Annotated in this window: 21 protein-coding genes; 11 read left to right on the plus strand and 10 right to left on the minus strand. The window is 38.8% G+C overall.

The window, feature by feature from the left end; genetic code table 11:
• Positions 1 to 25: 25 nt before the first annotated feature.
• Complete coding sequence (locus RMA95_RS10055; RefSeq protein ID WP_311070327.1) at positions 26 to 724, minus strand: DsbC family protein; 699 nt, start codon at positions 722 to 724, stop codon at positions 26 to 28.
• A gap of 242 nt (positions 725 to 966) precedes the next feature.
• Here RMA95_RS10055 and RMA95_RS10060 point away from each other — a divergent pair, with 242 nt between their 5' ends.
• Positions 967 to 1,230, plus strand: coding sequence for a metal/formaldehyde-sensitive transcriptional repressor (locus RMA95_RS10060; protein WP_100291111.1), 264 nt, complete (start codon positions 967 to 969; stop codon positions 1,228 to 1,230).
• Positions 1,231 to 1,276: 46 nt separating this feature from the next.
• Here RMA95_RS10060 and mnmE read toward each other — a convergent pair whose 3' ends face one another.
• The 5 genes from mnmE to rpmH all read right to left on the minus strand — a co-directional run bounded on the left by mnmE (position 1,277) and on the right by rpmH (position 5,379).
• Complete coding sequence (gene mnmE, locus RMA95_RS10065; RefSeq protein ID WP_311070328.1) at positions 1,277 to 2,632, minus strand: tRNA uridine-5-carboxymethylaminomethyl(34) synthesis GTPase MnmE; 1,356 nt, start codon at positions 2,630 to 2,632, stop codon at positions 1,277 to 1,279.
• A 92-nt stretch (positions 2,633 to 2,724) separates the two neighbouring features.
• Complete coding sequence (gene yidC, locus RMA95_RS10070; RefSeq protein WP_311070329.1) at positions 2,725 to 4,485, minus strand: membrane protein insertase YidC; 1,761 nt, start codon at positions 4,483 to 4,485, stop codon at positions 2,725 to 2,727.
• A gap of 5 nt (positions 4,486 to 4,490) precedes the next feature.
• Positions 4,491 to 4,811: a membrane protein insertion efficiency factor YidD gene (yidD, locus tag RMA95_RS10075; RefSeq protein WP_311070330.1), complete on the minus strand. Its 321-nt coding sequence runs from the start codon at positions 4,809 to 4,811 to the stop codon at positions 4,491 to 4,493.
• 10 nt (positions 4,812 to 4,821) lie between these two features.
• Positions 4,822 to 5,214: a ribonuclease P protein component gene (gene rnpA, locus RMA95_RS10080; RefSeq protein ID WP_311070331.1), complete on the minus strand. Its 393-nt coding sequence runs from the start codon at positions 5,212 to 5,214 to the stop codon at positions 4,822 to 4,824.
• Positions 5,215 to 5,244: 30 nt separating this feature from the next.
• Positions 5,245 to 5,379 (minus strand): 50S ribosomal protein L34, encoded by a 135-nt coding sequence (rpmH, locus tag RMA95_RS10085; RefSeq protein WP_000831329.1) that lies wholly within the window; start codon positions 5,377 to 5,379, stop codon positions 5,245 to 5,247.
• Positions 5,380 to 6,049: 670 nt separating this feature from the next.
• Between rpmH and dnaA the strand changes: the two genes are divergently transcribed.
• From dnaA to cybC, 5 genes are all read left to right on the plus strand, one after another.
• The gene (dnaA, locus tag RMA95_RS10090) at positions 6,050 to 7,447 is read left to right on the plus strand and encodes a chromosomal replication initiator protein DnaA (RefSeq protein WP_263612617.1); all 1,398 of its coding nucleotides are present in this window, start codon (positions 6,050 to 6,052) and stop codon (positions 7,445 to 7,447) included.
• A gap of 97 nt (positions 7,448 to 7,544) precedes the next feature.
• The gene (gene dnaN / locus RMA95_RS10095; RefSeq protein WP_263612616.1) at positions 7,545 to 8,693 is read left to right on the plus strand and encodes a DNA polymerase III subunit beta; all 1,149 of its coding nucleotides are present in this window, start codon (positions 7,545 to 7,547) and stop codon (positions 8,691 to 8,693) included.
• A 14-nt stretch (positions 8,694 to 8,707) separates the two neighbouring features.
• Positions 8,708 to 9,790, plus strand: coding sequence for a DNA replication/repair protein RecF (gene recF, locus RMA95_RS10100; protein WP_263612615.1), 1,083 nt, complete (start codon positions 8,708 to 8,710; stop codon positions 9,788 to 9,790).
• Positions 9,791 to 9,842: 52 nt separating this feature from the next.
• Positions 9,843 to 12,311, plus strand: coding sequence for a DNA topoisomerase (ATP-hydrolyzing) subunit B (gyrB, locus tag RMA95_RS10105; RefSeq protein ID WP_263612614.1), 2,469 nt, complete (start codon positions 9,843 to 9,845; stop codon positions 12,309 to 12,311).
• A 37-nt stretch (positions 12,312 to 12,348) separates the two neighbouring features.
• On the plus strand, positions 12,349 to 12,744 hold the full coding sequence (gene cybC, locus RMA95_RS10110; protein WP_022575180.1) for a cytochrome b562: 396 nt from the start codon (positions 12,349 to 12,351) through the stop codon (positions 12,742 to 12,744).
• A gap of 88 nt (positions 12,745 to 12,832) precedes the next feature.
• Here the strand turns inward: cybC and RMA95_RS10115 are convergent, their stop codons facing one another.
• Together RMA95_RS10115 and RMA95_RS10120 are read right to left on the minus strand one after the other, a co-directional pair.
• Positions 12,833 to 13,390, minus strand: coding sequence for a VTT domain-containing protein (locus RMA95_RS10115; protein ID WP_002051888.1), 558 nt, complete (start codon positions 13,388 to 13,390; stop codon positions 12,833 to 12,835).
• Between the two features lie 266 nt (positions 13,391 to 13,656).
• Complete coding sequence (locus RMA95_RS10120) at positions 13,657 to 15,588, minus strand: ATP-binding cassette domain-containing protein (RefSeq protein WP_263612613.1); 1,932 nt, start codon at positions 15,586 to 15,588, stop codon at positions 13,657 to 13,659.
• A gap of 252 nt (positions 15,589 to 15,840) precedes the next feature.
• Here RMA95_RS10120 and RMA95_RS10125 point away from each other — a divergent pair, with 252 nt between their 5' ends.
• The 4 genes from RMA95_RS10125 (at position 15,841) to erpA (ending at position 19,919) form a co-directional block, all read left to right on the plus strand.
• On the plus strand, positions 15,841 to 16,845 hold the full coding sequence (locus RMA95_RS10125) for a putative solute-binding protein (protein WP_311070332.1): 1,005 nt from the start codon (positions 15,841 to 15,843) through the stop codon (positions 16,843 to 16,845).
• Positions 16,846 to 17,100: 255 nt separating this feature from the next.
• On the plus strand, positions 17,101 to 18,108 hold the full coding sequence (locus RMA95_RS10130) for a putative solute-binding protein (protein WP_311070333.1): 1,008 nt from the start codon (positions 17,101 to 17,103) through the stop codon (positions 18,106 to 18,108).
• A 346-nt stretch (positions 18,109 to 18,454) separates the two neighbouring features.
• Positions 18,455 to 19,459: a putative solute-binding protein gene (locus RMA95_RS10135; protein WP_024438166.1), complete on the plus strand. Its 1,005-nt coding sequence runs from the start codon at positions 18,455 to 18,457 to the stop codon at positions 19,457 to 19,459.
• Between the two features lie 124 nt (positions 19,460 to 19,583).
• A complete protein-coding gene (gene erpA, locus RMA95_RS10140) occupies positions 19,584 to 19,919 on the plus strand; it encodes an iron-sulfur cluster insertion protein ErpA (RefSeq protein WP_000993572.1) in 336 nt (111 codons plus the stop codon).
• A 60-nt stretch (positions 19,920 to 19,979) separates the two neighbouring features.
• Here the strand turns inward: erpA and RMA95_RS10145 are convergent, their stop codons facing one another.
• Together RMA95_RS10145 and RMA95_RS10150 are read right to left on the minus strand one after the other, a co-directional pair.
• Positions 19,980 to 20,822: an alpha/beta fold hydrolase gene (locus tag RMA95_RS10145; RefSeq protein ID WP_024438167.1), complete on the minus strand. Its 843-nt coding sequence runs from the start codon at positions 20,820 to 20,822 to the stop codon at positions 19,980 to 19,982.
• A 126-nt stretch (positions 20,823 to 20,948) separates the two neighbouring features.
• Positions 20,949 to 22,076, minus strand: a complete 1,128-nt coding sequence (locus tag RMA95_RS10150) for an anhydro-N-acetylmuramic acid kinase (RefSeq protein ID WP_311070334.1) — start codon at positions 22,074 to 22,076, stop codon at positions 20,949 to 20,951.
• Between the two features lie 61 nt (positions 22,077 to 22,137).
• On the opposite strand from RMA95_RS10150, the gene tyrS reads away from it, so the two are divergent.
• The gene (gene tyrS, locus RMA95_RS10155) at positions 22,138 to 23,370 is read left to right on the plus strand and encodes a tyrosine--tRNA ligase (RefSeq protein ID WP_024438169.1); all 1,233 of its coding nucleotides are present in this window, start codon (positions 22,138 to 22,140) and stop codon (positions 23,368 to 23,370) included.
• The last annotated feature ends 236 nt before the right edge of the window (positions 23,371 to 23,606 follow it).

Here is a 23,606-nt window from a genome sequence, read left to right on the forward strand (position 1 = left end):
GCACCTTGTGGTGCTTTTTTATAATTTATAGGCCTAACTCTTTCCAAACTTCCTGAATTTCTTCAGCAGACCTTGCACCTACTAGTTTAAAACCGTTTGCAAAAATTAGGGTAGGAGTAGCATTAAAACCTAATTTTTTACCCAACTCTAAGTTACGATCAATTGGGTTTGCGCAGCTCGCAACTGTTGGTTTTACACCTTGTTCAATCAGTTTCTTCCAAGAGTATGACTGGCTCGGTGCACACCAAACTTGTCTCGAAACGACAATAGACTGAGGTTTTAAAGGGTAAATAAACGTGTAAATTGTTACATCTTTAAGTTTATCAAGTTCAGGTTCAAGCTTTTTACAGTAAGGACAATTTGGGTCAGAAAATACCGCTAAAACATGCTGACCGTTACCTTTGACTGTTTTAATGGCATCTTTTAAAGGCAATTGTTTCCAATCAATTGAGTTTTGTCCTAAAACCAAATCTTTGGTTAAATTCTTCTGGTCCTTTAAGCGAATCATAGAACCTACCAACATATGCTGACCATCTTCACCCAGATAAATAATTTGTTGATCGAGATTGGCGCTATATAGTCCTGGCATTTCGGTTTTCTGAATATTGCTAATTTTCAAATTAGGATATTGTTTTTTAATATTTTCCCGAACAGTATCTACATTAGCGAAGCTCAAACTTGTAGTTAAGCTAAATAATGCCAATATTCCTATTTTTTTAAGCATAAAACCGACTCATTGGTAGGAGAGGAGATCATTTTAATCAGTTCAGCTCATGAAAACAGAACTGATTACCGAGTTATAACCAAATTCCCACATCGTTATGCTTATGTTTCACGTGGAACATAAGTCGCTTTTAGAAAGTCCTTCAACCTGATTTTGATCATGACGTGATACACTATGATCGTGTATAACATTCAAACCAAATATACTCCCTACCAGTATATTGAATTATTAAGAGAAAACAGATGAGTCACATTGGTCAGGATAAAAAAATTCTTAATCGTGTAAAACGACTAAAAGGGCAAATCAACAGCATCGAAAATGCGATAGAACAACCAGAATCATCATGCATTGATATTTTGCAGCAAGTTGCGGCCATAAAAGGTGCAATAAACGGTTTAATGAGTGAATTGATGGAACAACACTTACACCACCATGTACTTCAAGGTGCAGAAGTTGATCAAAATGAGTTAGATGAATTTTTAAAAGTTTTAAAGAGATACGGCTAAGGAAATTACTGGATGACATAGCCTCTACATCATCCAGTTTTTTTTATTATTTTCCAATACAGAAAGAACCAAAGATTTTGCCTAATAGGTCGTCAGCACTAAAGTCACCTGTAATCTCACCTAAAGCATTTTGAGCAAGGCGTAATGATTCGGCAACAAGCTCACCAGCGTTAAATACAACAAGTTGCTCACGTGCTTCTGAAAGATAGAGCTGTGTGCGCTTCATTGCGTCTAAATGGCGTGTTCTTGCAATAAACGTATCTTCCTCAGGATGAAAGCCTGCATGAGCTGTAATCGCATCTACGAGGCCTTGTACGCCCATCTCTTGTTTTGCAGAAACTGTAATATGACGGAACCCTTGAAAATCAGTAATTTCAGCTACCTGTCCAGTTAAGTCGCATTTATTACCAATTAACATTAAACGACGTGGTTCAATATGTTCAGCGAAATATTCTTGAGCGAGTTTTAAGGGGTCATCACCTTGATTTAAATCATAAACCAACAATAATAAATCAGCTTGTTCAATTTCTTTAATTGCTCTACGAATCCCTTCTTTTTCAACAATATCACCTGTTTCACGAAGGCCAGCGGTGTCTGTTAAGGTAATTGGCAGACCATTTAAGCTAATTTTTTCATGCAAAACATCGCGAGTTGTGCCAGCAATGTCCGTCACAATAGCGCGTTCTACACCAGCAAGCGCATTTAATAAGCTCGATTTACCCGCATTCGGTTTACCCGCAATAACAACTTGCAAACCTTCACGTAACAGTTGCCCTTGTCGTGCAGAAGTTTGAACCGCATGTACCGACTGCTGGACATCTTCGAGTAAAGCTAAAATCTTACCATCTGCTAAGAAATCGATTTCCTCTTCAGGAAAATCAATTGCAGCTTCGACATGTAATCGTAAATGGATCAGTTTTTCTAAAACCGTATTAATTTTTGTTGAAAATGCGCCCTGTAAAGAGCGAACAGCAGAGCGTGCCGCAGCTTGAGAGGTTGCATCAATCAAGTCAGCAATCGCTTCTGCTTGTACCAAGTCCATTTTGCCATTTTCAAAAGCTCGCATGGAGAACTCACCAGCTTTTGCAGCAATTGCACCTAGCTCAAATAAACGGCCAAGGAGAGCATTTTGAATGACTGGACCGCCGTGCCCCTGTAGCTCGACAACATCTTCACCAGTAAACGAATGCGGATTTGGAAAGCACAAGACAATCCCTTCATCCATGATGCTTCCATCAGCATCATAAAACTTACGAAAACCAGCCATACGTGCTTCAGGCAAGTTTTTTTGCGTCAGCTTTTGAGCAATTTCATAGGCCTTAGGTCCAGATAAGCGAATCACGCCCACTCCACCACGCCCTGGCGGCGTTGCAATTGCAGCAATTGTGGTTTGACTTTGCATATTATTCACCTAAAAAAACCTAAAATACAGCCAAAGAAAAATCCGCCTAAGATTACCATCTTAAGCGGATTGATTCAGCAAAAGTTCAACGATTAAGACGCTGATTCAGTCTTGTTTAGACGACTTTTCTCAACACTCTTGTTAATAAACCATTGCTGTAAAATGGTAATACTGTTGTTCACAATCCAGTACAACACGAGACCCGCAGGGAAGAACAACATAAATACCGTGAACATAATCGGCATAATGCGGAATACTTTCGCTTGCATTGGATCAGCTGGTTGCGGGTTCAACATTTGCTGAGCAAACATTGTTGCACCCATAATTAACGGTAAGATGAACCATGGATCCATTGCAGACAAGTCTTGAATCCAGCCTAACCATGGTGCGTGGCGTAATTCCACACTTTCCATGAGTACCCAATACAAGGCAAGGAAAATTGGCATTTGTAGCAATAGCGGCAAACAACCTGATAGTGGATTAACTTGTTCACGTTTATAAAGCGCCATCATTTCTTGCGAGAAGCGCATACGGTCTTCACCGAACTCTTCTTTCATGCGTTGCATTTCTGGTGCAATCACACGCATTTTCGCCATAGAACGATAACTTTTTGAAGATAAAGGCCACAAAATCATCTTCACCATAATGGTAAGCAAGATGATTGACCATCCCCAGTTGCCTACAATGCTATGGAAGAATTGAAGACCTAAGAACAATAACTTAGCAATTGGCCATAACCAACCATAGTCAACAGTCTGGTTCAAACCTATAGCCAAATCTTTTAATTCAGATTGTACTTTTGGACCTGAATAAAGCTTCGCATCTACTTCCATTGAAGTGCCAGCTGGAACATTAATTACTGGCGAAGTAAAGCCAATAATATTCATATGATCCGCAGACTGACGAGATTCAAGCTTAGCAACATAGGGCTGACCATTCGCTTGAGTCAGTTTAAGGTTTCCAGGAATCCAAGCACTTACAAAGTAGTGCTGAACCATTGCAACCCATCCACCTTTAGCATCAGCATTTACTTTTTCTTCTGAGAAATTAGCAAACTTAAGCTTGTTATAATGTGAATCAGGCGTTCCCCAAGCACCACCTAAGAAAGTTCCTAGAGTGAAAATACCTTGAGAAGACTTACCAGGATCCTCAGAGTTATCGCGCTTTAACTGTCCAAACATCTGACCTTGCCAATTTTGTTGGCTACGGTTAATGACTTGATGACTTACAACAATCGGGTATTGACCTTGGGTAAAGGTGAAAGTTTTAATAATTTCAACGCCTTCTGGTGTCTTAAATACCATTGGCACGTTTAAAACTTTTTCAGACTGACCCTTTTGATCTTGGACACCCTTAGCATCAGCCAAAGTATATGATGTTTTTTCAACCGCATATAACGGACGACCACCACGACTACTATCTGGTCCATTCAAACCAATTAAGCCAGACTGAGCAACATATGTACGCTTGGCATCATTTTCAAGCATAACAAATGGTTGATTACTGTCTTTACTTTTGTCGTGAGAGAGTAATTCAATACGAACAATATCACCACCTTTTGGATTGATCCAAAGATGATAAAGGTCAGTTTGTACTGAAATAAGCTGTTGATTCACAGGTGCTGTCGCATCTGTGGTTTGTGACTGCGTAATATTTGCTTGTGGCACATCGGAAGCCACTGTTGCAGTTTTAGCATTTGGCAAATCAGCAGATATTTCATGTGAACTTACAGCCGCCGCTTGTTGTTGCGGTGCAGTTGCAGCATTTCCATAATCTTTTTGCCAAGCCAAAATGAGCAAATATGCGGTGACAAACATGGCCCCGAGAATTGCAAACCTGGCCCATTGTTGCATATCTATTACCCCAAATGGTTAGAGAGATTTTGCTTCATTAAACGATCACGAAAGGGTACAGCAACATGATGCGTTTGAGAATCTATTTGATGAAACGAAATAAAACGAATTGCTTTTGGCGGTACCGGATCATATCCGGAGCCTCCCCATGGATGACATCGGCAAATACGTTTAGAAGATAGCCAAACGCCTTTCATTGCACCATGAGTTTGTAATGCTTCTATCGCATATTGGGAACAAGTTGGGATATAACGACAACGGGGTCCAAGAAGCGGACTAATCGCAATTTGATACAGTCGAATGAACCAACGCAAAAAACGAACCATTGGTCATCTCTTAATTTTGCGAGGTTGGGACAACTTTAGAATGTTTTTTTGCCAAGCGTTGTAATTTTTGCCAAGCAAAATCTAATTGTTGATATAGCTCAGCGTTCGTAATCGTTTCAATACCAACTTTAGGCATTACAACAACATCTATGTCTAACCCAAATTTCGGCTGATTTAGACGAAAGCTCTCACGAGCAAGACGCTTTATTCGATTTCTTTCATGCGCACGGCGCACTTTTTTCTTAGCAACGACAATACCCAAACGGCTATTAGGCTGTTCGGTTAATTTTGCAAGAAATAAAAAATGGGGTTGATGCACTTTAAAAAGCGCACCATCAAATACACTTTTATAATCTGCAGCACAGCGCACACGACGATCTGTGCTAAAACTGTAAAGTGCCATCACACCCAAGTCTGGTCAGCGTAACAGTAATTAAACAGTTAAGCTATGACGACCTTTTGCACGACGACGAGCTAATACTTGACGACCAGCTTTAGTTGCCATACGAGCACGGAAACCATGAACGCGTTTACGCTTTAATTCAGATGGTTGGAAAGTACGTTTCATATCGAAACTCCCAAAAATGATCTTTCTATAAAGGTCCGCGATTTTATTGTGCAATGTTTACTCTGTCAATGATAAACAGAGAAAGTTTTGTATTTAAGTCAAATTTTTACTTATTCATCCTCTCTTTATATTAAGTCAATTTTTACCATTTAAAAGTTATACACAAAGTAATTGTTTATTTTTATTATGACTTTTAAGATATACACTTCTTATTTACATACTTATCAACAAACCTAGATGTGAAATTAGTTTTGTTTTGGTATATTTGAATTTAAATTCATATTTTTTAGTTATCCACAATTTGAAGTAGCCCTATTAAATAAATTCAAATTTTAAAATTTAAATTTATTCTTATTAGTGTGGACTTTTTCTGTGGATTTCACGGTTTTAAATTTAAAAAACATATATTTGAACTGTTGATAACTCTGTTTTTATTATCTTTATGGATTGTGGATAAGTTTATGTGATAATTTATCCACAGGATGTGCAAAAAGTTATTCACAATTGGTTTTGAATTTAAATTTATTCACAAGAGATTTCTTTTTAGGCAAAATCAACCGAATTCGTCATGACAGATGTGGATAACTTGGGTAGAATGGCGACCCCTTCTTATCAGGAAGGGTTAATCTTTAAATGATTTGAATTTAAAACGCAGACATAGGGGATACACATGCTTTGGACAGACTGCTTAACTCGCTTGCGACAAGAGCTCTCTGATAACGTCTTTGCGATGTGGATTCGCCCTTTAGTAGCTGAAGAAGTGGAGGGCATACTACGTCTATATGCTCCTAACCCTTATTGGACACGTTATATTCAAGAGAATCATTTAGAGTTAATTTCTATATTGGCAGAACAGTTGTCAGAAGGACGTGTACGTCAGGTAGAAATCTTGGTCGATTCTCGTCCTGGTAGTATTTTGTCTTCTAATGAACAACCGGCAACAACTACAGCTGCCTTACAAAGTACGCCTGTATCGCAACCAACTAAGGTTAAAAGAGAACCTGAACCTGTTGCCAACACTGCAGTTAGCCCGAAAACTTCAAAAAAGAAACTATTAAACCCACAATTTACTTTTTCACTATTTGTTGAAGGCCGTTCTAACCAAATGGCAGCGGAAACTTGTAGAAAAGTATTAACGCAATTAGGTGCTTCTCAGCATAACCCTTTGTTTTTATATGGCCCAACGGGTCTTGGTAAAACTCACTTAATGCAAGCAGTTGGTAATGCTTTACTTCAAGCTAAGCCCAATGCGAGAGTCATGTATATGACTTCAGAAAGTTTTGTACAAGATTTTGTGAGTTCATTACAAAAAGGAAAGGTTGAAGAGTTTAAGAAAAATTGTCGTTCTTTAGATTTGTTATTAGTTGATGATATTCACCTTTTGGCTGGTAAAGAAGCTAGCCTTGTTGAATTCTTTTATACATTTAACGCCTTACTTGATGAATCTAAACAAATTATTTTAACTTCTGATCGCTATCCTAAAGAATTAACAGAACTTGATCCTCGATTGGTTTCTCGTTTTTCTTGGGGACTATCAGTAGGTGTTGAACCACCAGATATTGAAACACGAATCGAGATTCTGCTTAAAAAAGCTGAAAATAGTGGCGTTGATTTGCCAAGAAACTGCGCATTATTTATTGCACAACAAGTAGTAGCGAACGTACGTGAACTTGAAGGTGCATTGAATAAAGTTGTCGCAATCTCACGTTTTAAAGGTGCGCCAATCGATCTTGATGTCGTACGAGAGTCTTTAAAAGATGTATTGGCGATCCGTGCGCGTACAATTAGTGTGGAAAATATACAACGTGTGGTGAGTGAATATTTCCGCATCCCACTCAAAGAACTCGTAGGTCCAAAACGAACACGAATCTATGCGCGACCACGCCAATTGGCGATGGGGCTTGCCCGTGAGTTGACTGGCGATAGTTTTCCGGAAATTGGAATGGCTTTTGGTGGTCGAGACCATAGTACCGTGATGCATGCTTGTGAAAAAGTAGTCAGTTTACGGGAAGAAGATCCTATCTTTGACGAAGATTATAAGAATTTACTACGTCTTCTTCAGAGTTAATGAAATCATAAGACGTTGTTGCAAAGTCTCCATAAGTGCAGCATAGTACACAGCTAAAAAATGAAATGTTTGCTCCAAGTTGCTAGAGGAATGAATCGTGCGTTTGAAAATCGCTAAAGAAAGTTTACTCAATGTTTTATCGCATGTTGTCGGTGCGGTAGAACGTCGTCATACCTTGAATATTCTTTCAAACGTCAAAATTCAGGCTAATGGTCAAGCACTCACCATTACTGGTTCGGATTTAGAAGTTGAACTGGTGGCGAGCACTGCTTTATCAGAAGGGGCGTGCCTCGAAGCAGGTGAAACGACTGTTCCTGCTCGTAAATTGATGGACATTTGTAAATCTTTGCCTACTGCCGCATTGATTGACTTACAAATTACTGAAGATCAAAGATGTATTTTAAAGTCTGGTAATAGCCGTTTTGTGCTAGGTACTTTACCAGCAGAAGATTATCCGTTGTTAAATACTGAGAATAGCCAAGGTACGCAAGTACAGGTGACTCAACGTGAATTAAAGCGTTTATTTGAAAAAACTGCTTTTGCGATGGCCGTACAAGATGTGCGTTTTTATCTAACTGGTACGTTATTAGAAATTGATGAAAATCAATTGCGTGCAGTCACAACAGATGGTCACCGTCTAGCCCTTTGTGAAATTTTAGCTTCTTCTAGTTCATCTCAATTAGTACAAGCAATTGTGCCGCGTAAAGCTGTTGGTGAATTACAACGCCTACTTAGTATTGAAGATGAGCAACTTACTTTGCTTATTGGTCGTGAATTATTAAATGTAACGATCAATACGCCAAGCCGTGATAAAGAACAAGGTGATATTACTGTTCGTTTTACGACAAAATTGATTGATGGAAAATTCCCTGATTACCGCCGTGTAATTCCACGTGGTGGTGATAAACACGTTTTAATTGGTCATGATGTATTTAAACAATCATTACAACGTGTCGCAATTTTAAGTAATGAAAAATTACGAGGTGTTTTCTTAAACTTTAATCAGGATTCTTTACAGCTTCGTGCAAATAACCCTGAACAAGATGAAGCGATTGAGGATTTAGCAATCCAATATCAAAATACCCCATTAGAAATGTCATTTAATGCTCAATATTTACTTGATGTGTTGGGGGTATTAGATGGTGATGACGTAAATATGAGCATGACTGAAGCGAACCAGTCTGTATTGGTACAAGATCCAGCTCATCCAGATCAGACTTATGTTGTTATGCCGATGCGTGTTTAATCTGGTTTAATTTTATGCATCTTACGCGCTTAAATATAGAACGCGTGCGTAATTTAAAAACGGTTGCACTCCATGGTTTGCAACCGTTTAATGTTTTTTATGGCGCTAACGGTTCGGGTAAAACATCAATTTTAGAAGCGATTCATTTGCTTGCAACTGGTCGTTCATTCCGTACGCATATTCCCAAAAATTATATTCAGTATGAAGCTGACGATGCGATTGTGTTTGCTCAGTCAACAACTGAAAAAATCGGTATGCAGAAACTCGCTTCTGGTGAGCAATTGATGAAAGTCAACGGCGATACAGTTGCGACTCAAGGTCAACTCGCCAAATTGCTCCCTTTACAGCATATTGATCCACAAAGTACAGATATTATTGACCATGGTGCTAAGCCAAGACGTCAGCTTTTAGATTGGCTAATGTTCCACGTGGAACCTGAGTTTTATTTTGCTTGGCAATATTACTCTCGAGCTTTAAAACAGCGAAATACCTTACTCAAAACAAGACGAAATCTTTCCTTGGCTGACTTAGAGCCGTGGAACAAAATGTTGAGTGATTATGGTGAAATTTTACACTCACAGCGTTTAAGTATCGTAGAGCAATGGAACGTTTATTTTCAAAATGACTTAAGTCAGTTATTACCTGATTTAGAGATTGAGCTGGAATATAGCCCCGGTTTTCATACAGAGCAGGGGCTCATGCAAGACTTGCTGAATCAGCACCAAAAAGACATTGAAAGACGGTATACAGAGTATGGTCCACATCGGGCTGATTTGCGCTTAAAAACGCCTTTTGGACACGCAGATGATGTTTTATCAAGAGGTCAGAAAAAACTCTTGATTATTGCCTTAAAACTGTCACAAATTGCAATGTTGCATGCGAGTAATAAGGAAACTGTGGTATTATTAGATGATCTGACAGCAGAATTAGACTTAACCGCACAACAACGTTTAATTGAACGATTAAGCCAACTTGGTAGCCAGGTTTTTATGACAACTTTAGATCATGCATCGGTAAAAAAACATTTACATGATCTGTCTATTTCATATCAATTATTCAGTGTTGAATCCGGTCAAGTTAGTCTTGCTTCACCATAATTTTTTGATGTTACCCATCTTTGAATAAACCTATATTTGCTAGGGAGAAACCATGAGTTCAGAGTCTCAATCAGCCTCTCAAACAGAACAAACCAATGAAAAGGCTTATGATTCCTCTAGTATTAAAGTATTACGTGGATTAGATGCAGTTCGTAAACGTCCGGGCATGTATATTGGGGATACAGACGACGGTACCGGTTTACACCATATGGTATTCGAGGTTGTCGATAACGCAATCGATGAAGCCTTAGCAGGACACTGTGATGAAATCATTGTCACGATTCACGAAGATGAGTCTGTGAGTGTTTCAGATAATGGTCGTGGTATTCCAACTGATATTCACCCTGAAGAAGGTGTCTCTGCAGCAGAAGTTATTCTTACTATTCTGCATGCAGGCGGTAAGTTTGATGACAACAGCTATAAAGTTTCAGGTGGTTTGCACGGTGTAGGTGTTTCAGTTGTAAACGCACTTTCTAGTAAATTACATTTAATTATTAATCGTGCTGGCCAAGTACATGAACAAGAATATCAACATGGTGATCCGCAATATCCATTACGTGTGATTGGTGAAACGGATAACACAGGTACGATTGTACGCTTCTGGCCAAGTGCAGAAACTTTTAGTCAAACCATTTTCAACGTTGAAATTTTAGCACGCCGCTTACGTGAACTTTCTTTCTTAAACGCTGGTGTACGTATCGTTTTACGTGATGAGCGCATTAATCTTGAACATGTTTATGACTATGAAGGCGGTTTATCTGAGTTTGTTAGATATATTAACGAAGGTAAAAACCATCTGAATGAAATCTTCCATTTTACAGCTGATGCAGATAACGGTATTGCTGTAGAAGTTGCATTGCAATGGAATGATAGCTATCAAGAAAATGTTCGTTGTTTCACAAACAACATTCCACAAAAAGATGGTGGTACGCACTTAGCAGGTTTCCGTGCGGCATTAACACGTGGCTTAAACCAATATCTTGAAAATGAAAACATTCTCAAGAAAGAAAAAGTGAATGTGACTGGTGATGATGCGCGTGAAGGTTTGACTGCTATTATTTCGGTTAAAGTTCCTGATCCAAAATTCTCTTCTCAAACCAAAGAAAAATTGGTATCGAGTGAGGTAAAACCAGCAGTAGAGCAAGCAATGAACAAAGAGTTCTCTGCTTACTTACTTGAAAACCCACAAGCTGCAAAATCAATTGCTGGTAAGATTATTGATGCTGCTCGTGCACGTGATGCTGCACGTAAAGCACGTGAAATGACACGTCGTAAGAGCGCATTAGATATCGCAGGTTTGCCAGGTAAATTGGCTGACTGTCAGGAAAAAGACCCAGCACTTTCTGAATTATATCTTGTCGAGGGTGACTCTGCGGGTGGTAGTGCCAAGCAAGGTCGTAACCGTAAAATGCAGGCTATTTTACCTTTGAAAGGTAAAATCTTGAACGTTGAACGTGCCCGCTTTGACAAAATGATTTCGAGTCAGGAAGTCGGTACATTAATTACAGCACTTGGCTGTGGTATTGGCCGTGAAGAATATAACCCTGACAAGCTTCGTTATCATAAAATTATTATCATGACCGATGCCGATGTCGATGGTTCGCACATCCGTACATTGTTATTAACCTTCTTCTTCCGTCAAATGCCGGAGTTGGTGGAGCGTGGTCATATCTATATTGCACAACCACCTTTATATAAACTGAAAAAAGGTAAGCAAGAGCAATATATTAAAGATAATGATGCTTTGGAAACTTATTTAATTTCAAATGCAATTGATGAGCTGGCTTTGCATATTAGTGCAGAAGCACCTGCAATTACAGGCGAAGCATTAGCAAAAGTGATTCAAGACTATCAAGTTTCACAAAAAAGCTTACAACGTTTAACGTTGCGTTATCCAGCAAGCTTACTTGATGCATTACTTGAAGTAGAGGCGTTTAAAGCTGATCAGAACCACGATCAGGCTTATGTTCAGCAATGGGCAGATCAAGTACGCGAAGCTGTACAAAGACTACAGCCAAGTTTGCGTCCTGAAATTACGCTTGAAACCTTCGAACGTGAAAATGCTCAAGGCGAGAAAACAGCGCATTATTGGCCACGTGTGACGGTATATGTCCATAACTTGCCACATGCTTACTTGCTTGATGCTGGCTTATTAAACTCAGCAGAATATGCGCGTTTATTGAAGAACTCTAAGAGTTGGTTCAATTTAATTGAAGATGGTGCATATTTACAGAAGGGTGATCGCCGTATTCAAGTGGCTAACTTCCATCAGGTATGGCAGCACATTTTGCAAGATTCGCGTCGTGGAATGATGATCCAGCGCTATAAAGGTCTGGGTGAGATGAATGCTGAACAGCTTTGGGAAACCACAATGGACCCTGAAAACCGTAATATGTTACAGGTTACTATTGATGATGCAATCGAAGCAGATCGTATGTTCTCGTGCTTAATGGGTGATGATGTTGAACCACGTCGTGCCTTCATTGAAGAAAATGCATTAAATGCAGATATTGATGCTTAATTGATAGCTAGATTCTAAATCAGTCTAAGGAGAGAAGATGATGAGTCAAAAGTTTATAGCAAGTATGCTGATTTCATGTGCAGCTTTAGTGAGTCATTCTGCATTTGCAGCTGACTTGTTGGAAGCTGACATGAAAACTTTAGCAAAGAGCACAAAAGCCTTTGCTGAAGCGAAAGATCTCAATAACGCAAAACAGCAGCTTGTGATTATGCGTCAGGCAGCAGTATCTTCAAAAAAATCTTTACCTCATAAGTTGGAAGGTTTACCGCCGGAAAATGTACAGGTAAAACAATATCAAGCGGGTTTAGATCAGTTGGTTGCTGAAATTGATCGAGTTACTGTATTGGTTGATAAGGGTCAATTAGACCAAGCAAAATCAGAAGCAATTAATCTGGTTAATATCCGTAATGAAAACCACAAAAAATTTAGATAGATTCATTTTGATCTAAATAAAATAAAGGGAATGATTGATTCATTCCCTTTATTTTTTGGTCTATTTCAGTGTATTAAACCTAAAAAGATCAATTTTCTACTAAGTCTGTAACCTGAATGAGCGCATGGCCAAATAAATATCCAGCTGTTAATAGAATGCAGATCCACAAAATAGCTCCAGCGACATTATAGATTAAAAATTTTCCATAACTCATATTGCTAGAGCCCGCAGCTAATGGTGCAAAAGAACGTGCAAAAGGAATAAAGCGTGCCAGAAGAATAGTTTTCCCACCGTGTTGCAAGAAATAACGGTTGGTTTTATTTAAATATTCTTTCTTAATAAAGCGTGATTTTGCTTCAAAAATACGGTTACCAAAATGACGACCAATAGAGTAGTTCACAATATAGCCTAGGGTGGCAGCTACGGTAAGCAAAGTAATCATATAACCCAGATGCATCATTTCGATCACTGAGCAAAGTGCCCCTACAGTGAGAAGTAAACTATCTCCAGGCAAAAAGAACATAAATACAAAAGCTGTTTCAGAAAAAATAATCAAAAAGAGTATGGCATAAACCCATGCGCCATACTCCTGAATTAAAATAGGTAAAAAATGTTCAAAATTAGTAATAAAATCAATAAAATTCATTCAGTTTGTCTGATCCCGAATTAAATACCTACTCAAGAAGGGTAAAAACGAAGTTACAGAATTTAGTTAAATTATCTGTGTATGGCAACCCTTAAGATGTAGCTTAAGTCTTATATGTTATCAAATTTGAATCTATCTCAAAAATTTAACAGCTGAATGAAATATTATTAGAAGTCATTCAAATTTTTATATAGTAGCGCAAATAAAGCTCTGATTTGAACTAAAAGCCAGTACTGGTCCTTAAAAATACCAGTACTGGCAAGAACTTAGTTTTCGAAAGAGGCTTCCATTTCCTCAAGTTCCATCATGAGTTCTAAAAGTTGCTCTTCATGTTGTTCAAGTTTAGCCTTCAGCTCGGTTTGCTCATTCATCAATTTCAGCAAATCATCTTTACGGTTTGCTTCGTATAATGAGCTATCTGCTAAAGCTTCTTCAATTTCAGCAAGTCGCGGTTGAAGCTTTTCAATTTGTGATTCAACCTTCTCAATATTTTTACGAATAGGTCGAGTCTGTTCACGACGGCGTGCGGCTTCCTTACGCTGTGCTTCTTTATCAACTTTAGTTGGAGCAGGGGCAGCAGATGATGAGTTATTTGCTGCTACAGCAGTTTGAGCATTGATTTGCTGCTGACGTGCTTCACGTAACCATTTAGCATAATCCTGCAAATCACCTTCAAATTCGGTACATTTGCCGCCGTGTACTAAAAGAAGCTCATCACACACACTGGCAATAAGTTGACGTTCGTGGGAAACCAGAACAACAGCACCTTCAAAATCTTGTAAAGCCATGCTCAGTGCATGACGCATATCAAGATCTAAATGGTTGGTTGGCTCATCGAGAATTAAAACATTTGGACGCTGCCATACAATCAGTGCCAGAGCCAAACGAGCACGCTCACCGCCAGAAAAGCTTTCACATGGTGTATCCATGCGTTCACCACTAAACCCAAAACTACCAAGGAATGAGCGTAAGGTAGCTTCACTAATTTGTTTATCTGCCAACCGAGCAAGCTGTAGCATCGGGCTGGCATGGCCATCTAAAGCATCCATTTGATGCTGTGCGAAGTAGCCAATATTAAGCAACTCCGAAGCTTTACGTTCACCTGCTAGAAGTGGTAAATCACCGACCAAGCTCTTAATCAAAGTTGATTTACCTGCGCCGTTCATACCAAGTAAACCAATACGTGAGTTCGGTGTAATTTGAAGTTTAATTTTTTCAGCAATTTGCTTATCGCCATACCCTATGCTGGCATTGTCTAACGTCAGCAAGGGTGAACTCATTTTTGTAGGTTCACGGAAACTAAAAGTAAACGGCGTATCGACATGAGCAGGTGCAAGTTGTTGCATACGCTCAAGTTGTTTAATACGACTTTGTGCCTGACGAGCTTTAGTAGCTTTTGCTTTAAAACGGTCAATAAATTTTTGTAGGTGAGCACGGGTTTCTTGCTGCTTCTCAAAGGCTTGTTGTTGTTGTGCTAAACGTTCACTTCGAGTTGTTTCAAATGTGGAATAGTTACCCGTGTAAAGCGTGAGTTCCTGATTCTCAATATGGAGAATATGATCTGTAATAGCATCTAAAAAATCGCGGTCATGCGAAATGAGGATGAGAGTACCTTCATAGGCTTTAAGCCAATCTTCTAACCATAAAATTGCATCTAAATCTAAGTGGTTGGTTGGTTCGTCTAGTAATAATAAATCAGAACGACTCATTAATGTACGCGCCAAGTTTAAGCGCATACGCCATCCACCAGAAAAACTAGCAACATTTAAACGTAATTGATGCTCTAGAAAACCAAGACCTGCCATGAGCTGGGCAGCTTTAGATGGCGCTGAATAACCGTGAATTTCATCAAAGCGGCCATGTAGTTTAGCCAAGTCTGAATCTGTGAGTTGATCTGGTTGAGCAAGCTTATTTTGAATATCCCAATATTCTTCATCACCAGATAGAACAAAATCGAGGGCAGGCATGTCTAGAGCTTTAACTTCTTGCGCCATATGCGCCACAGTCCAGACTGAAGGACGAGTAAGTGTACCTTCATCTGCGCCTAAGCTGCCCAGTAATGCTGCAAATAACGTTGATTTACCTGCACCATTGACCCCAGTCAGACCAATCTTCCAACCTGGGTGTAATTGCATAGACGCTTTTTGAAAGAGAACACGTCCACCGCGGCGTAAAGAAACTTGGTCAAATTGAATCATCTTGTCTTATCGAGGTGAGTTAGGGATGCTGTATTTTAAAGAGAACTGACCGTGAAGACAAAACTTTCAGAGTTTTAGTTTATAAATGCTGAGATTGCATGGCTTAACCTATCTCTATTTAAGCTATTCGTCTGAAAATATCTAAATTTTTAACGAGATAGACCACATTTTAAAAAATATAGCTAAAATAAAAACAATTTAAAACTTGGTTGATAAATGAACTCCTAATAAAACTAGACTAAGGAAAGTCAAATGAAAAAAGGATTGGGGATAATTGGTACAGTATTTTGCTGTACTATGGGAACAGCACATGCCGGACAAAATGTATGTGTATTCGATTTATTGGGAAAATCAGGTGAATCCTACAAACTGATGGAAGAGTGGGCACTTGCAGCCAAAAGTTGGCAGGCTGACATTACTTTAATTCCATTTCAAGATGAAGCTTTGGTAGATCGTAGACTGCGTGAGGGCAAATGTGATGCAGCTTATATGACTTCCATGCGAGCACGAAATTACAATAAATTTGCAGGTTCGATTGATGCGATTGGTGGTGTAACCAGTAATGCCATTGCTCAAAAGGCAATTAGTTATGTTTTGGACCAGCGCAATAAACATCGCATGGTAACTGCACAAAATGGAACAAACTATGAGGTTGTTGGAATTGTCCAGATTGGTTTGGCTTACTTGTTTGTAAGAGATAAAAACCTGAACTCAATTGAAAAAGTACGTGGTACTAAATTTGCTATTTTACAATATGACGCAGCTCAAAAAATTATGGTGGAAAGTGTAGGTGCACATCCTATTCCGTCAGAAATTACCGATTTTGTGAAAAAGTTTAATAGTGGCCAAGTCGATGCGATTGCCGCACCTGCTTATGCGTATAAACCCTTAGAAATAGGCAAGGGTATTGGAACAAATGGAGCCATGTTTACTTTTCCCGTGGTCAACGTTACAGGGGACTTAATTGCAAGAAGTGATAGATTCCCAGCCAATTTTGGAATGAAGTCTCGTGATTGGTTTATTAAGCAGTTGCCGCAGAATTTTGCAATGGTGAAACAGTTAGAAGCTGGAGTACCACCTAAAATTAAATTAAATTTTTCAGCTGAAGATAAATTGAAATACCAAAAAATATTACGGGAAGGTCGCCTTGGTCTAACAAAGCAAGGTGTATACGATGCGACAATGATGAGTGTGCTGAAGCGTGCACGTTGTACGATTGAACGTACAAATTTTGAATGTACGCTTAATGGAGAGTAGATTGTTTTTTAATCACAAAATCGCTACACATATTTCAAAGCTGAATATGGGTATGAAAATTGTGAATATAAAAAGTAACTTACGGAAAATTAGAGATTTTTACTTCTCATAAATAATTTAAATAGAACAAACAATGATCCAATTAGATAAAAATATTTGAGTAAAAGCTCTATTTTTTTCTAAAAAACATGATTAATATCTGTGTTTGAAAGGAAACTTCAAACAAAAAATCTGTTCCGTGGAAGGATGAAGAAAATGAAAAAAATCGTACTTGCTATGGCTGCCGCTTCTGTTGTTGGTTTTTCTGCTTCAGCGCAAGCAGCGAGTACCGTGTGTGTATTCGACCTCTTAGGAAAAGCAGGCGACTCATATAAAATGATGGAAGAATGGGCTCTAGCTGCAAAAGGCTGGGGTACTGAAATTAACTTGGTTCCTCGTCAGGACGAGGCTGTTGCAGATAATGATTTCAAAGCTGGTAAATGTGATGCTGTAGCAATGACTGCTATGCGCGCACGCCAATATAACAAATTCGCAGGATCAATCGACTCGCTTGGTGGTGTTCCTAATAACCAAATCGCGCAACGTGCTATTACCTATGTATTAGATGCACGTAATGCTGCAAAAATGACAACTAACCTTGGTGGTAAAAAATACGAAGTTGCTGGTATCTCTCCATTAGGTTCAGCATTCATTTTCGTACGTGACAAAAACATCAGCTCTGTTGAAAAAGCTGCGGGTAAAAAATTCGCCGTATTAGGCTATGACGATGCACAAAAAATTATGGTGCAACGTGTAGGTGCTCAGGCAGTTCTTTCTGATATTTCAAACTTTGCTGCTAAATTTAACAATGGTCAGGTAGATATGGTAGGTGCACCTGCTTATGCATACAAACCATTAGAATTGAACAAAGGTTTGGGTGCAAACGGTGTAATGTGGAACTTCCCAGTATTACATGTAACTGCTGACCTTGTATTACGTGCAGATAAATTCCCTGCTGGTTTTGGTCAAAAGTCTCGTGACTGGTTTGTAAAACAATTACCTAAAAACTTTGCGATGATTAACCGTTTAGAAGCGCAAATTCCAGGTAAATACAAAATGAACCTAAGTGCTGAAGACAAACTCAAGTACCAAAAAATGTTACGTGATGGTCGTATGGATTTAACTAAACGTGGTATTTACGATGCAGGTATGATGTCTGTATTGAAAAAAGCACGCTGTTCTGTAGACAAAGCTAACTTTGAATGTTCAATGCCTGGCGAATAATTCATATTGAACTTAAAAGCCTAGATTTATTCTAGGCTTTTTTGCTTTATGTAGGCTGTCAATTCAGCCATTGTGATGAATTAAAAAGTCGCTAATCTAAATTAAGGATAAAACTTCATCTGGATATATGAAGGTATTAAAAGGGAACAAGGATGTGAGTGATCAAAGAGCTACTATAGATATTTAAATAGTTATTTTTCTTTAATTGAGCTCATATAAACATAATTGCTCGTAAAAATATCTTAATCGTGAATTTTAGATGAAGCATATCTCATGAGAATCATGCCAACCAGCGTGAAATTTCTTGATGCCAAAAACAAAAAATCTACAAGGAAAGGAAAAGAATATGCGATTTTCCAAAACGCTTTTACTTGCGATGGGACTCACAACAATTTCATTTGCAGCCGAGGCCAAACAAACCATTTGTGTTTTTGACTTCGTTGGTAAAAATGGTGATGTCTATGCACTCATGAAAGATTATCAGCTTGCAGCGAAAAACTGGGGAGCTGATATCGAACTCAAAGTAAATCAAAACGAAGCAGTGATTGCTGAAGATTTTAAAGCTGGTAAATGTGACGGCATTAGCGTATCAGGTATGCGCGGACGTCAATTCAACTCATTTACAGGTTCATTAGATGCAATTGGTGCGATTCCAGATCTCAAACTTGCGGTTAAAGTCATGCAAGGTTTAGCGAGTCAAACCTTTAGTAAATATATGGTCAACGGACGCTATGAGGTCGTGGGTGTTATTCCGGTAGGGGATGCTTACCTTTTAGTAAACGACCGTAGTATTAATACAGTAGCGAAAGCTGCGGGTAAAAAAATTGCTGTTCTTGACTATGATGAAGCACAAAAAATTATGGTTCAGCAGGTCGGTGCACAGGCTGTGAGTGCAGATGTGACGAACTTTGGCGCTAAATTTAATAATCATCAGGTCGATATTATTGGTGCACCAGCAGCAGCTTTTAAACCTTTAGAACTACAAAAAGGCTTAGGTACGAAAGGAGCAATCGTTAACTATCCAATCTTACAAGTGACTGGAAATATTATTATCCGTCCAGATAAATTCCCAGCTGGATTTGGTCAAAAATCTAGAGAGTGGGTGGCAGGCCAGTTACCACGTGCCTTTACTATCTTAGGTAAAATGAAAGCGGATATTCCGCAAAAATACTGGATGGATGTACCGGCTGCGGATAAACCAGGCTATCAAAAGCTTATGCGTGAATCACGAATTAACCTTACAAAGCGCGGCGTTTATGATAAACGGATGATGAAACTATTATGGCAATTCCGTTGTAAACAAGATGCGAAAAACTTCGAATGTGGCTTACAAGATGAGAATTACAAATAATCTTGATAAAAATACTCAAGATTCGCTTTAAACTTCGAAGACAGACCCTATATTGATTATGCTATACTCAATATAGGGTCTTTTTTATTTTGAAAGGCACAGCAAAATCCGAGGAACAATCATCATGAATGCCCAAGCTCTAGTTTTGACAGATAATGCTGCCAATAAGGTACGCCAACTCCGTGATAGTGAAGGGAATGACGATCTCATGTTACGTGTATATGTAACAGGTGGTGGATGTTCAGGGTTTTCATATGGCTTCAATTTCGCCGAAAGTGTAAATGAAGATGATGCTGAATTTGTAAATGGCGATGTAAAGATGCTTGTTGACTCACTCAGCTATCAGTATTTAGTTGGTTCAGTAGTTGACTATGTAGAAGGTCTTGAAGGTTCGCGTTTTATCGTACAAAACCCGAATGCAACAACAACATGTGGTTGTGGTTCTTCATTCTCGATTTAACAGAATTTTAAAATTTAAAAAACCTCTCTATTTTGAGAGGTTTTTTTATTGATCAAATTATTATTTTTCACGGACAGATTCTAAAAAATATTGCACGAGTTCAGGTGCATTCTGATATGGAATCCAATGCGATGCATCCATAAAGACTGCTTGATAACTATTTTTAAAATAATGTGAGTTTAGCTCGGCGCTTTTTTCTGTAACGGCAATATCATGTTTACCCCAAATAAAAAGAGTGGGGACATCTATAACTTTAAATGGATTTTGAGGTTTGTCCCAAAAAAAGCCACGATACCAATTCAACGCCGTAGTTAATCTATTTTCCTTTATAAACTCAGCCTCAAATATCGCAATTTGCTGTTCAGTCATGCCTGATGACTTTAGAAACTTACGACCCAATTTAGGTATCTTTTTAAATAAAAGTTCGGGCAGAATCGGTAACTGAAAAATTGCAAAATAATAAGATTTAAAAAGTTGTCTACTGCTTAAACAAGCTTTTAAAAATGCAGCTTGATGGGGGACAGAAACTAAAGTGAGATGTTGAATATACTGTGGATATTTGATGGCTACACTAGACGCAATTACAGAACCCCAATCATGCCCAATTAAATAAACTGGCTGACCAAGCTGCTCAATAAAACTCGCTACATCTTCGACTAGCTCACTTAAAGCATATTGAAAGCGGCTTTGTGGTCTAGCATTTAAACTATACCCACGTTGATGAAGCGCAAGTGTTCTAAATCCATGCTGATGCAATAGTTCAGAGGTTTGCTCCCAACTATGGGCAGTTTCTGGAAAACCATGCAATAAAACAACGAGTGGACCATCTAAAGGGCCTGAATCAATCACATCGAATGTCCAAGCCCCACGAGTATATTGATGAATACGGTTGGTCAAATCCATAACAACATGCCTTACTTATTTTTGTTGGCATTTATCATGAGTTTTTATGCACATTTAAATAACAGCATTTCGGGTCAGTAAATGTGTTATGAGGTCGAATCTAGACAAAAGAACTTATAAAAAATCTTATACCGCCGTGATTGTTCCTAAAATTCTAAAATCAGATGCACCGGTTACCGCTGGTAAATTACCACTTAAACCATTCACAAAACGCATTGCTAACCAAGCAAACGCTGTAGCCTCGACCCAAGTAGGGGAAAGTCCTAAAACATCTGTGGTTTGAACTGACCAATTGTGCTTACGTAAACGCCAGCGCAATTGTTCTAACAAATAAGAGTTATAAGCACCGCCACCACATACATATACTTCACCTGTTTCCATATCAGAACGATAAATCGCTTTTTGAATAGCACGTACTGTAAGCTTTAATAAGGTGGCTTGGATATTTTCAGGTGTATCTTCTAACTCATCGTAAGTTAAATCATTACGCCAATCGATTAACTGATCATCTAGCCAGTCAATATTGAAATCTTCACGTCCCGTACTTTTAGGTGGCTCTTTAGAAAAATATTCATGAGCATGAAGGCGGTCGAGTAACGAACGAATAGGATGTCCATAAGCGGCCCAATCGCCATTTTCATCATATGGATGACCTGTATGGCGATGACACCATGCATCCATCAAAATATTCGCAGGTCCCGTATCAAAACCAAATACGTCGTCAGGATTATTGGCAGGCAACATGCTCACATTGGCAATGCCTCCCAAATTCAAAATCACACGATGAATACTTGGATGTTGAAATAATGCCTGATGAAAAGCTGGAACTAATGGAGCACCTTGTCCGTCTGCAGCCATATCTCTACGACGAAAATCAGAAACAACCGGAATTTGAGTGATTTCAGTAATAATATTGGGATCGCCAATTTGTAGCGTAAATCCGTGCTCTGGACGATGACGAATAGTTTGCCCATGCGAACCAATCGCTTTAATTTGGCTACGGTCTAATTGGTGCTTCTCAATTAAGCTATTAATCCCGTGACCAATCATTTTGGCTAGAGCAACATCAGCTTTACCCATGCGGTCAATTTCATTGTCATCGGGTAAAGTTAATGCCATAAGCTCATCACGTAACTCGGGTTCGAATGGAACTGTAAGAGTGGCATGAAGCTGTAGTGGCTCAAATGAAGCCGCAACAATATCTACACCATCCATACTAGTGCCAGTCATTACGCCGATATAGATTGCGCTCATATGCAACTTCCCCTGCAAGACGCTGAAAAAATGTTAGTATATCGCACAAATTGAATAACTGATGTGTTTAGGTTTTGTGATGTCAAATTTCTTGCCCGCCGAAGAACAGCTTGCCCTCATCCAACGAGGCACGCACGAAATTATTTCAGAAGAAGATTTACTGAAAAAGCTTAAAGAGAATCGTCCTCTTAAAATTAAAGCTGGTTTTGACCCTACAGCACCAGATTTACACTTAGGACATACGGTTCTTATTAATAAACTAAAAACGTTCCAAGATTTGGGTCATGAAGTTACCTTCTTGATTGGTGACTATACAGCGATGATCGGTGACCCAACTGGTAAAAGTGCAACTCGTCCGCCGTTGTCACGTGAACAAGTCGAAGCCAACGCAAAAACTTATCAAGAACAAGTTTTTAAAATCTTAGACCCGAATAAAACAAAAGTACGTTTTAACTCAGAATGGTTTAACCAAAAGTCTGCTGCTGACCTTATTCAGTTAGCAAGTCAACAAACCGTGTCTCGTATGTTAGAGCGTGATGACTTTACTAAGCGTTATAGCAACCATCAGCCAATTGCAATTCATGAGTTCTTATATCCTTTAGTTCAAGGTTATGACTCAATTGCGCTTGAAGCTGACGTTGAGTTAGGCGGTACAGACCAAACCTTTAACTTACTCATGGGTCGTACGTTACAAAGCCGTTATGGCCAAGAATCCCAAGTGTGTATCACTGTGCCGATTCTAGAAGGTTTAGATGGCGTAAATAAAATGTCTAAATCTTTAGGTAACTATATTGGTGTTTTTGATGCTCCAGGTGCAATGTACCAAAAAGTATTATCAATGCCTGACTCTTTAATCGAACGTTACTTCGATTTATTAAGCTTCAAATCTCTTGATGAGATCAAAACTTTATTAGACGAAATCGCTGCTGGGCGTAATCCACAAGAAGTAAAACGTATTCTTGCGCTTGAGTTGGTTGAACGCTTCCATGATGCCGAAGCTGCTGCCAATGCTCATAAGAGTGCGGGTAACCGTATTACAGAAGGTGAGGTGCCAGAAGATACACCTGAAGTGACTATTTCACGTGGTGAGTTTGGTGGAGAGATCTTCATTGCTACGATTCTACGTGTAGCAGGATTAAACCCAAATGCAGCAGCTGCAAAAGATGCAGTAGCACGTGGTGCAGTAAAAGTTGACTGGAATGTAGTTGATGCAGGTTTCTCTGTAAAAGAAAATGGGACTTTCATTATTCAGTCAGGTAAGAAAGCAATTGCACGTGTAACTTTCACTGACTAAGAAAGTTATATAGTAAAAAAAGCAGGAGTAGTCCTGCTTTTTTTTATTTCTGGATCACAAAATCAATTAAGCGTTCCACGTGGAACAATTTGTAATTAACTTAATAAGTAGAAAAAAGAATAAGGAAATAATAAAAGTATTAATCAATAACTAGAGTATTTGCTCTATTCTGTCTTTGGAATCTTTGGAATCTTTGGAATCTTTGGAATCTTTGGAATCTTTGGAATCTTTGGAAT

Source organism: Acinetobacter sp. V110_1 (genome assembly GCF_031798975.1).
In the GTDB taxonomy this organism is placed as follows: Bacteria; Pseudomonadota; Gammaproteobacteria; order Pseudomonadales; family Moraxellaceae; genus Acinetobacter; species Acinetobacter nosocomialis_A.

Coding starts and splice junctions, on each gene's coding strand:
- yidD (WP_311070330.1), bottom strand. CDS start 4,811: ATGGTTCGTTTTTTGCGTTGGTTCATTCGACTGTATCAAATTGCGATT.
- tyrS (WP_024438169.1), top strand. CDS start 22,138: ATGTGTTTAGGTTTTGTGATGTCAAATTTCTTGCCCGCCGAAGAACAG.
- RMA95_RS10060 (WP_100291111.1), top strand. CDS start 967: ATGAGTCACATTGGTCAGGATAAAAAAATTCTTAATCGTGTAAAACGA.
- cybC (WP_022575180.1), top strand. CDS start 12,349: ATGATGAGTCAAAAGTTTATAGCAAGTATGCTGATTTCATGTGCAGCT.
- RMA95_RS10125 (WP_311070332.1), top strand. CDS start 15,841: ATGAAAAAAGGATTGGGGATAATTGGTACAGTATTTTGCTGTACTATG.
- dnaA (WP_263612617.1), top strand. CDS start 6,050: ATGCTTTGGACAGACTGCTTAACTCGCTTGCGACAAGAGCTCTCTGAT.
- RMA95_RS10130 (WP_311070333.1), top strand. CDS start 17,101: ATGAAAAAAATCGTACTTGCTATGGCTGCCGCTTCTGTTGTTGGTTTT.
- RMA95_RS10135 (WP_024438166.1), top strand. CDS start 18,455: ATGCGATTTTCCAAAACGCTTTTACTTGCGATGGGACTCACAACAATT.
- RMA95_RS10150 (WP_311070334.1), bottom strand. CDS start 22,076: ATGAGCGCAATCTATATCGGCGTAATGACTGGCACTAGTATGGATGGT.
- RMA95_RS10120 (WP_263612613.1), bottom strand. CDS start 15,588: ATGATTCAATTTGACCAAGTTTCTTTACGCCGCGGTGGACGTGTTCTC.
- recF (WP_263612615.1), top strand. CDS start 8,708: ATGCATCTTACGCGCTTAAATATAGAACGCGTGCGTAATTTAAAAACG.
- RMA95_RS10055 (WP_311070327.1), bottom strand. CDS start 724: ATGCTTAAAAAAATAGGAATATTGGCATTATTTAGCTTAACTACAAGT.
- rnpA (WP_311070331.1), bottom strand. CDS start 5,214: ATGGCACTTTACAGTTTTAGCACAGATCGTCGTGTGCGCTGTGCTGCA.
- RMA95_RS10145 (WP_024438167.1), bottom strand. CDS start 20,822: ATGGATTTGACCAACCGTATTCATCAATATACTCGTGGGGCTTGGACA.
- gyrB (WP_263612614.1), top strand. CDS start 9,843: ATGAGTTCAGAGTCTCAATCAGCCTCTCAAACAGAACAAACCAATGAA.
- rpmH (WP_000831329.1), bottom strand. CDS start 5,379: ATGAAACGTACTTTCCAACCATCTGAATTAAAGCGTAAACGCGTTCAT.
- erpA (WP_000993572.1), top strand. CDS start 19,584: ATGAATGCCCAAGCTCTAGTTTTGACAGATAATGCTGCCAATAAGGTA.
- yidC (WP_311070329.1), bottom strand. CDS start 4,485: ATGCAACAATGGGCCAGGTTTGCAATTCTCGGGGCCATGTTTGTCACC.
- mnmE (WP_311070328.1), bottom strand. CDS start 2,632: ATGCAAAGTCAAACCACAATTGCTGCAATTGCAACGCCGCCAGGGCGT.
- RMA95_RS10115 (WP_002051888.1), bottom strand. CDS start 13,390: ATGAATTTTATTGATTTTATTACTAATTTTGAACATTTTTTACCTATT.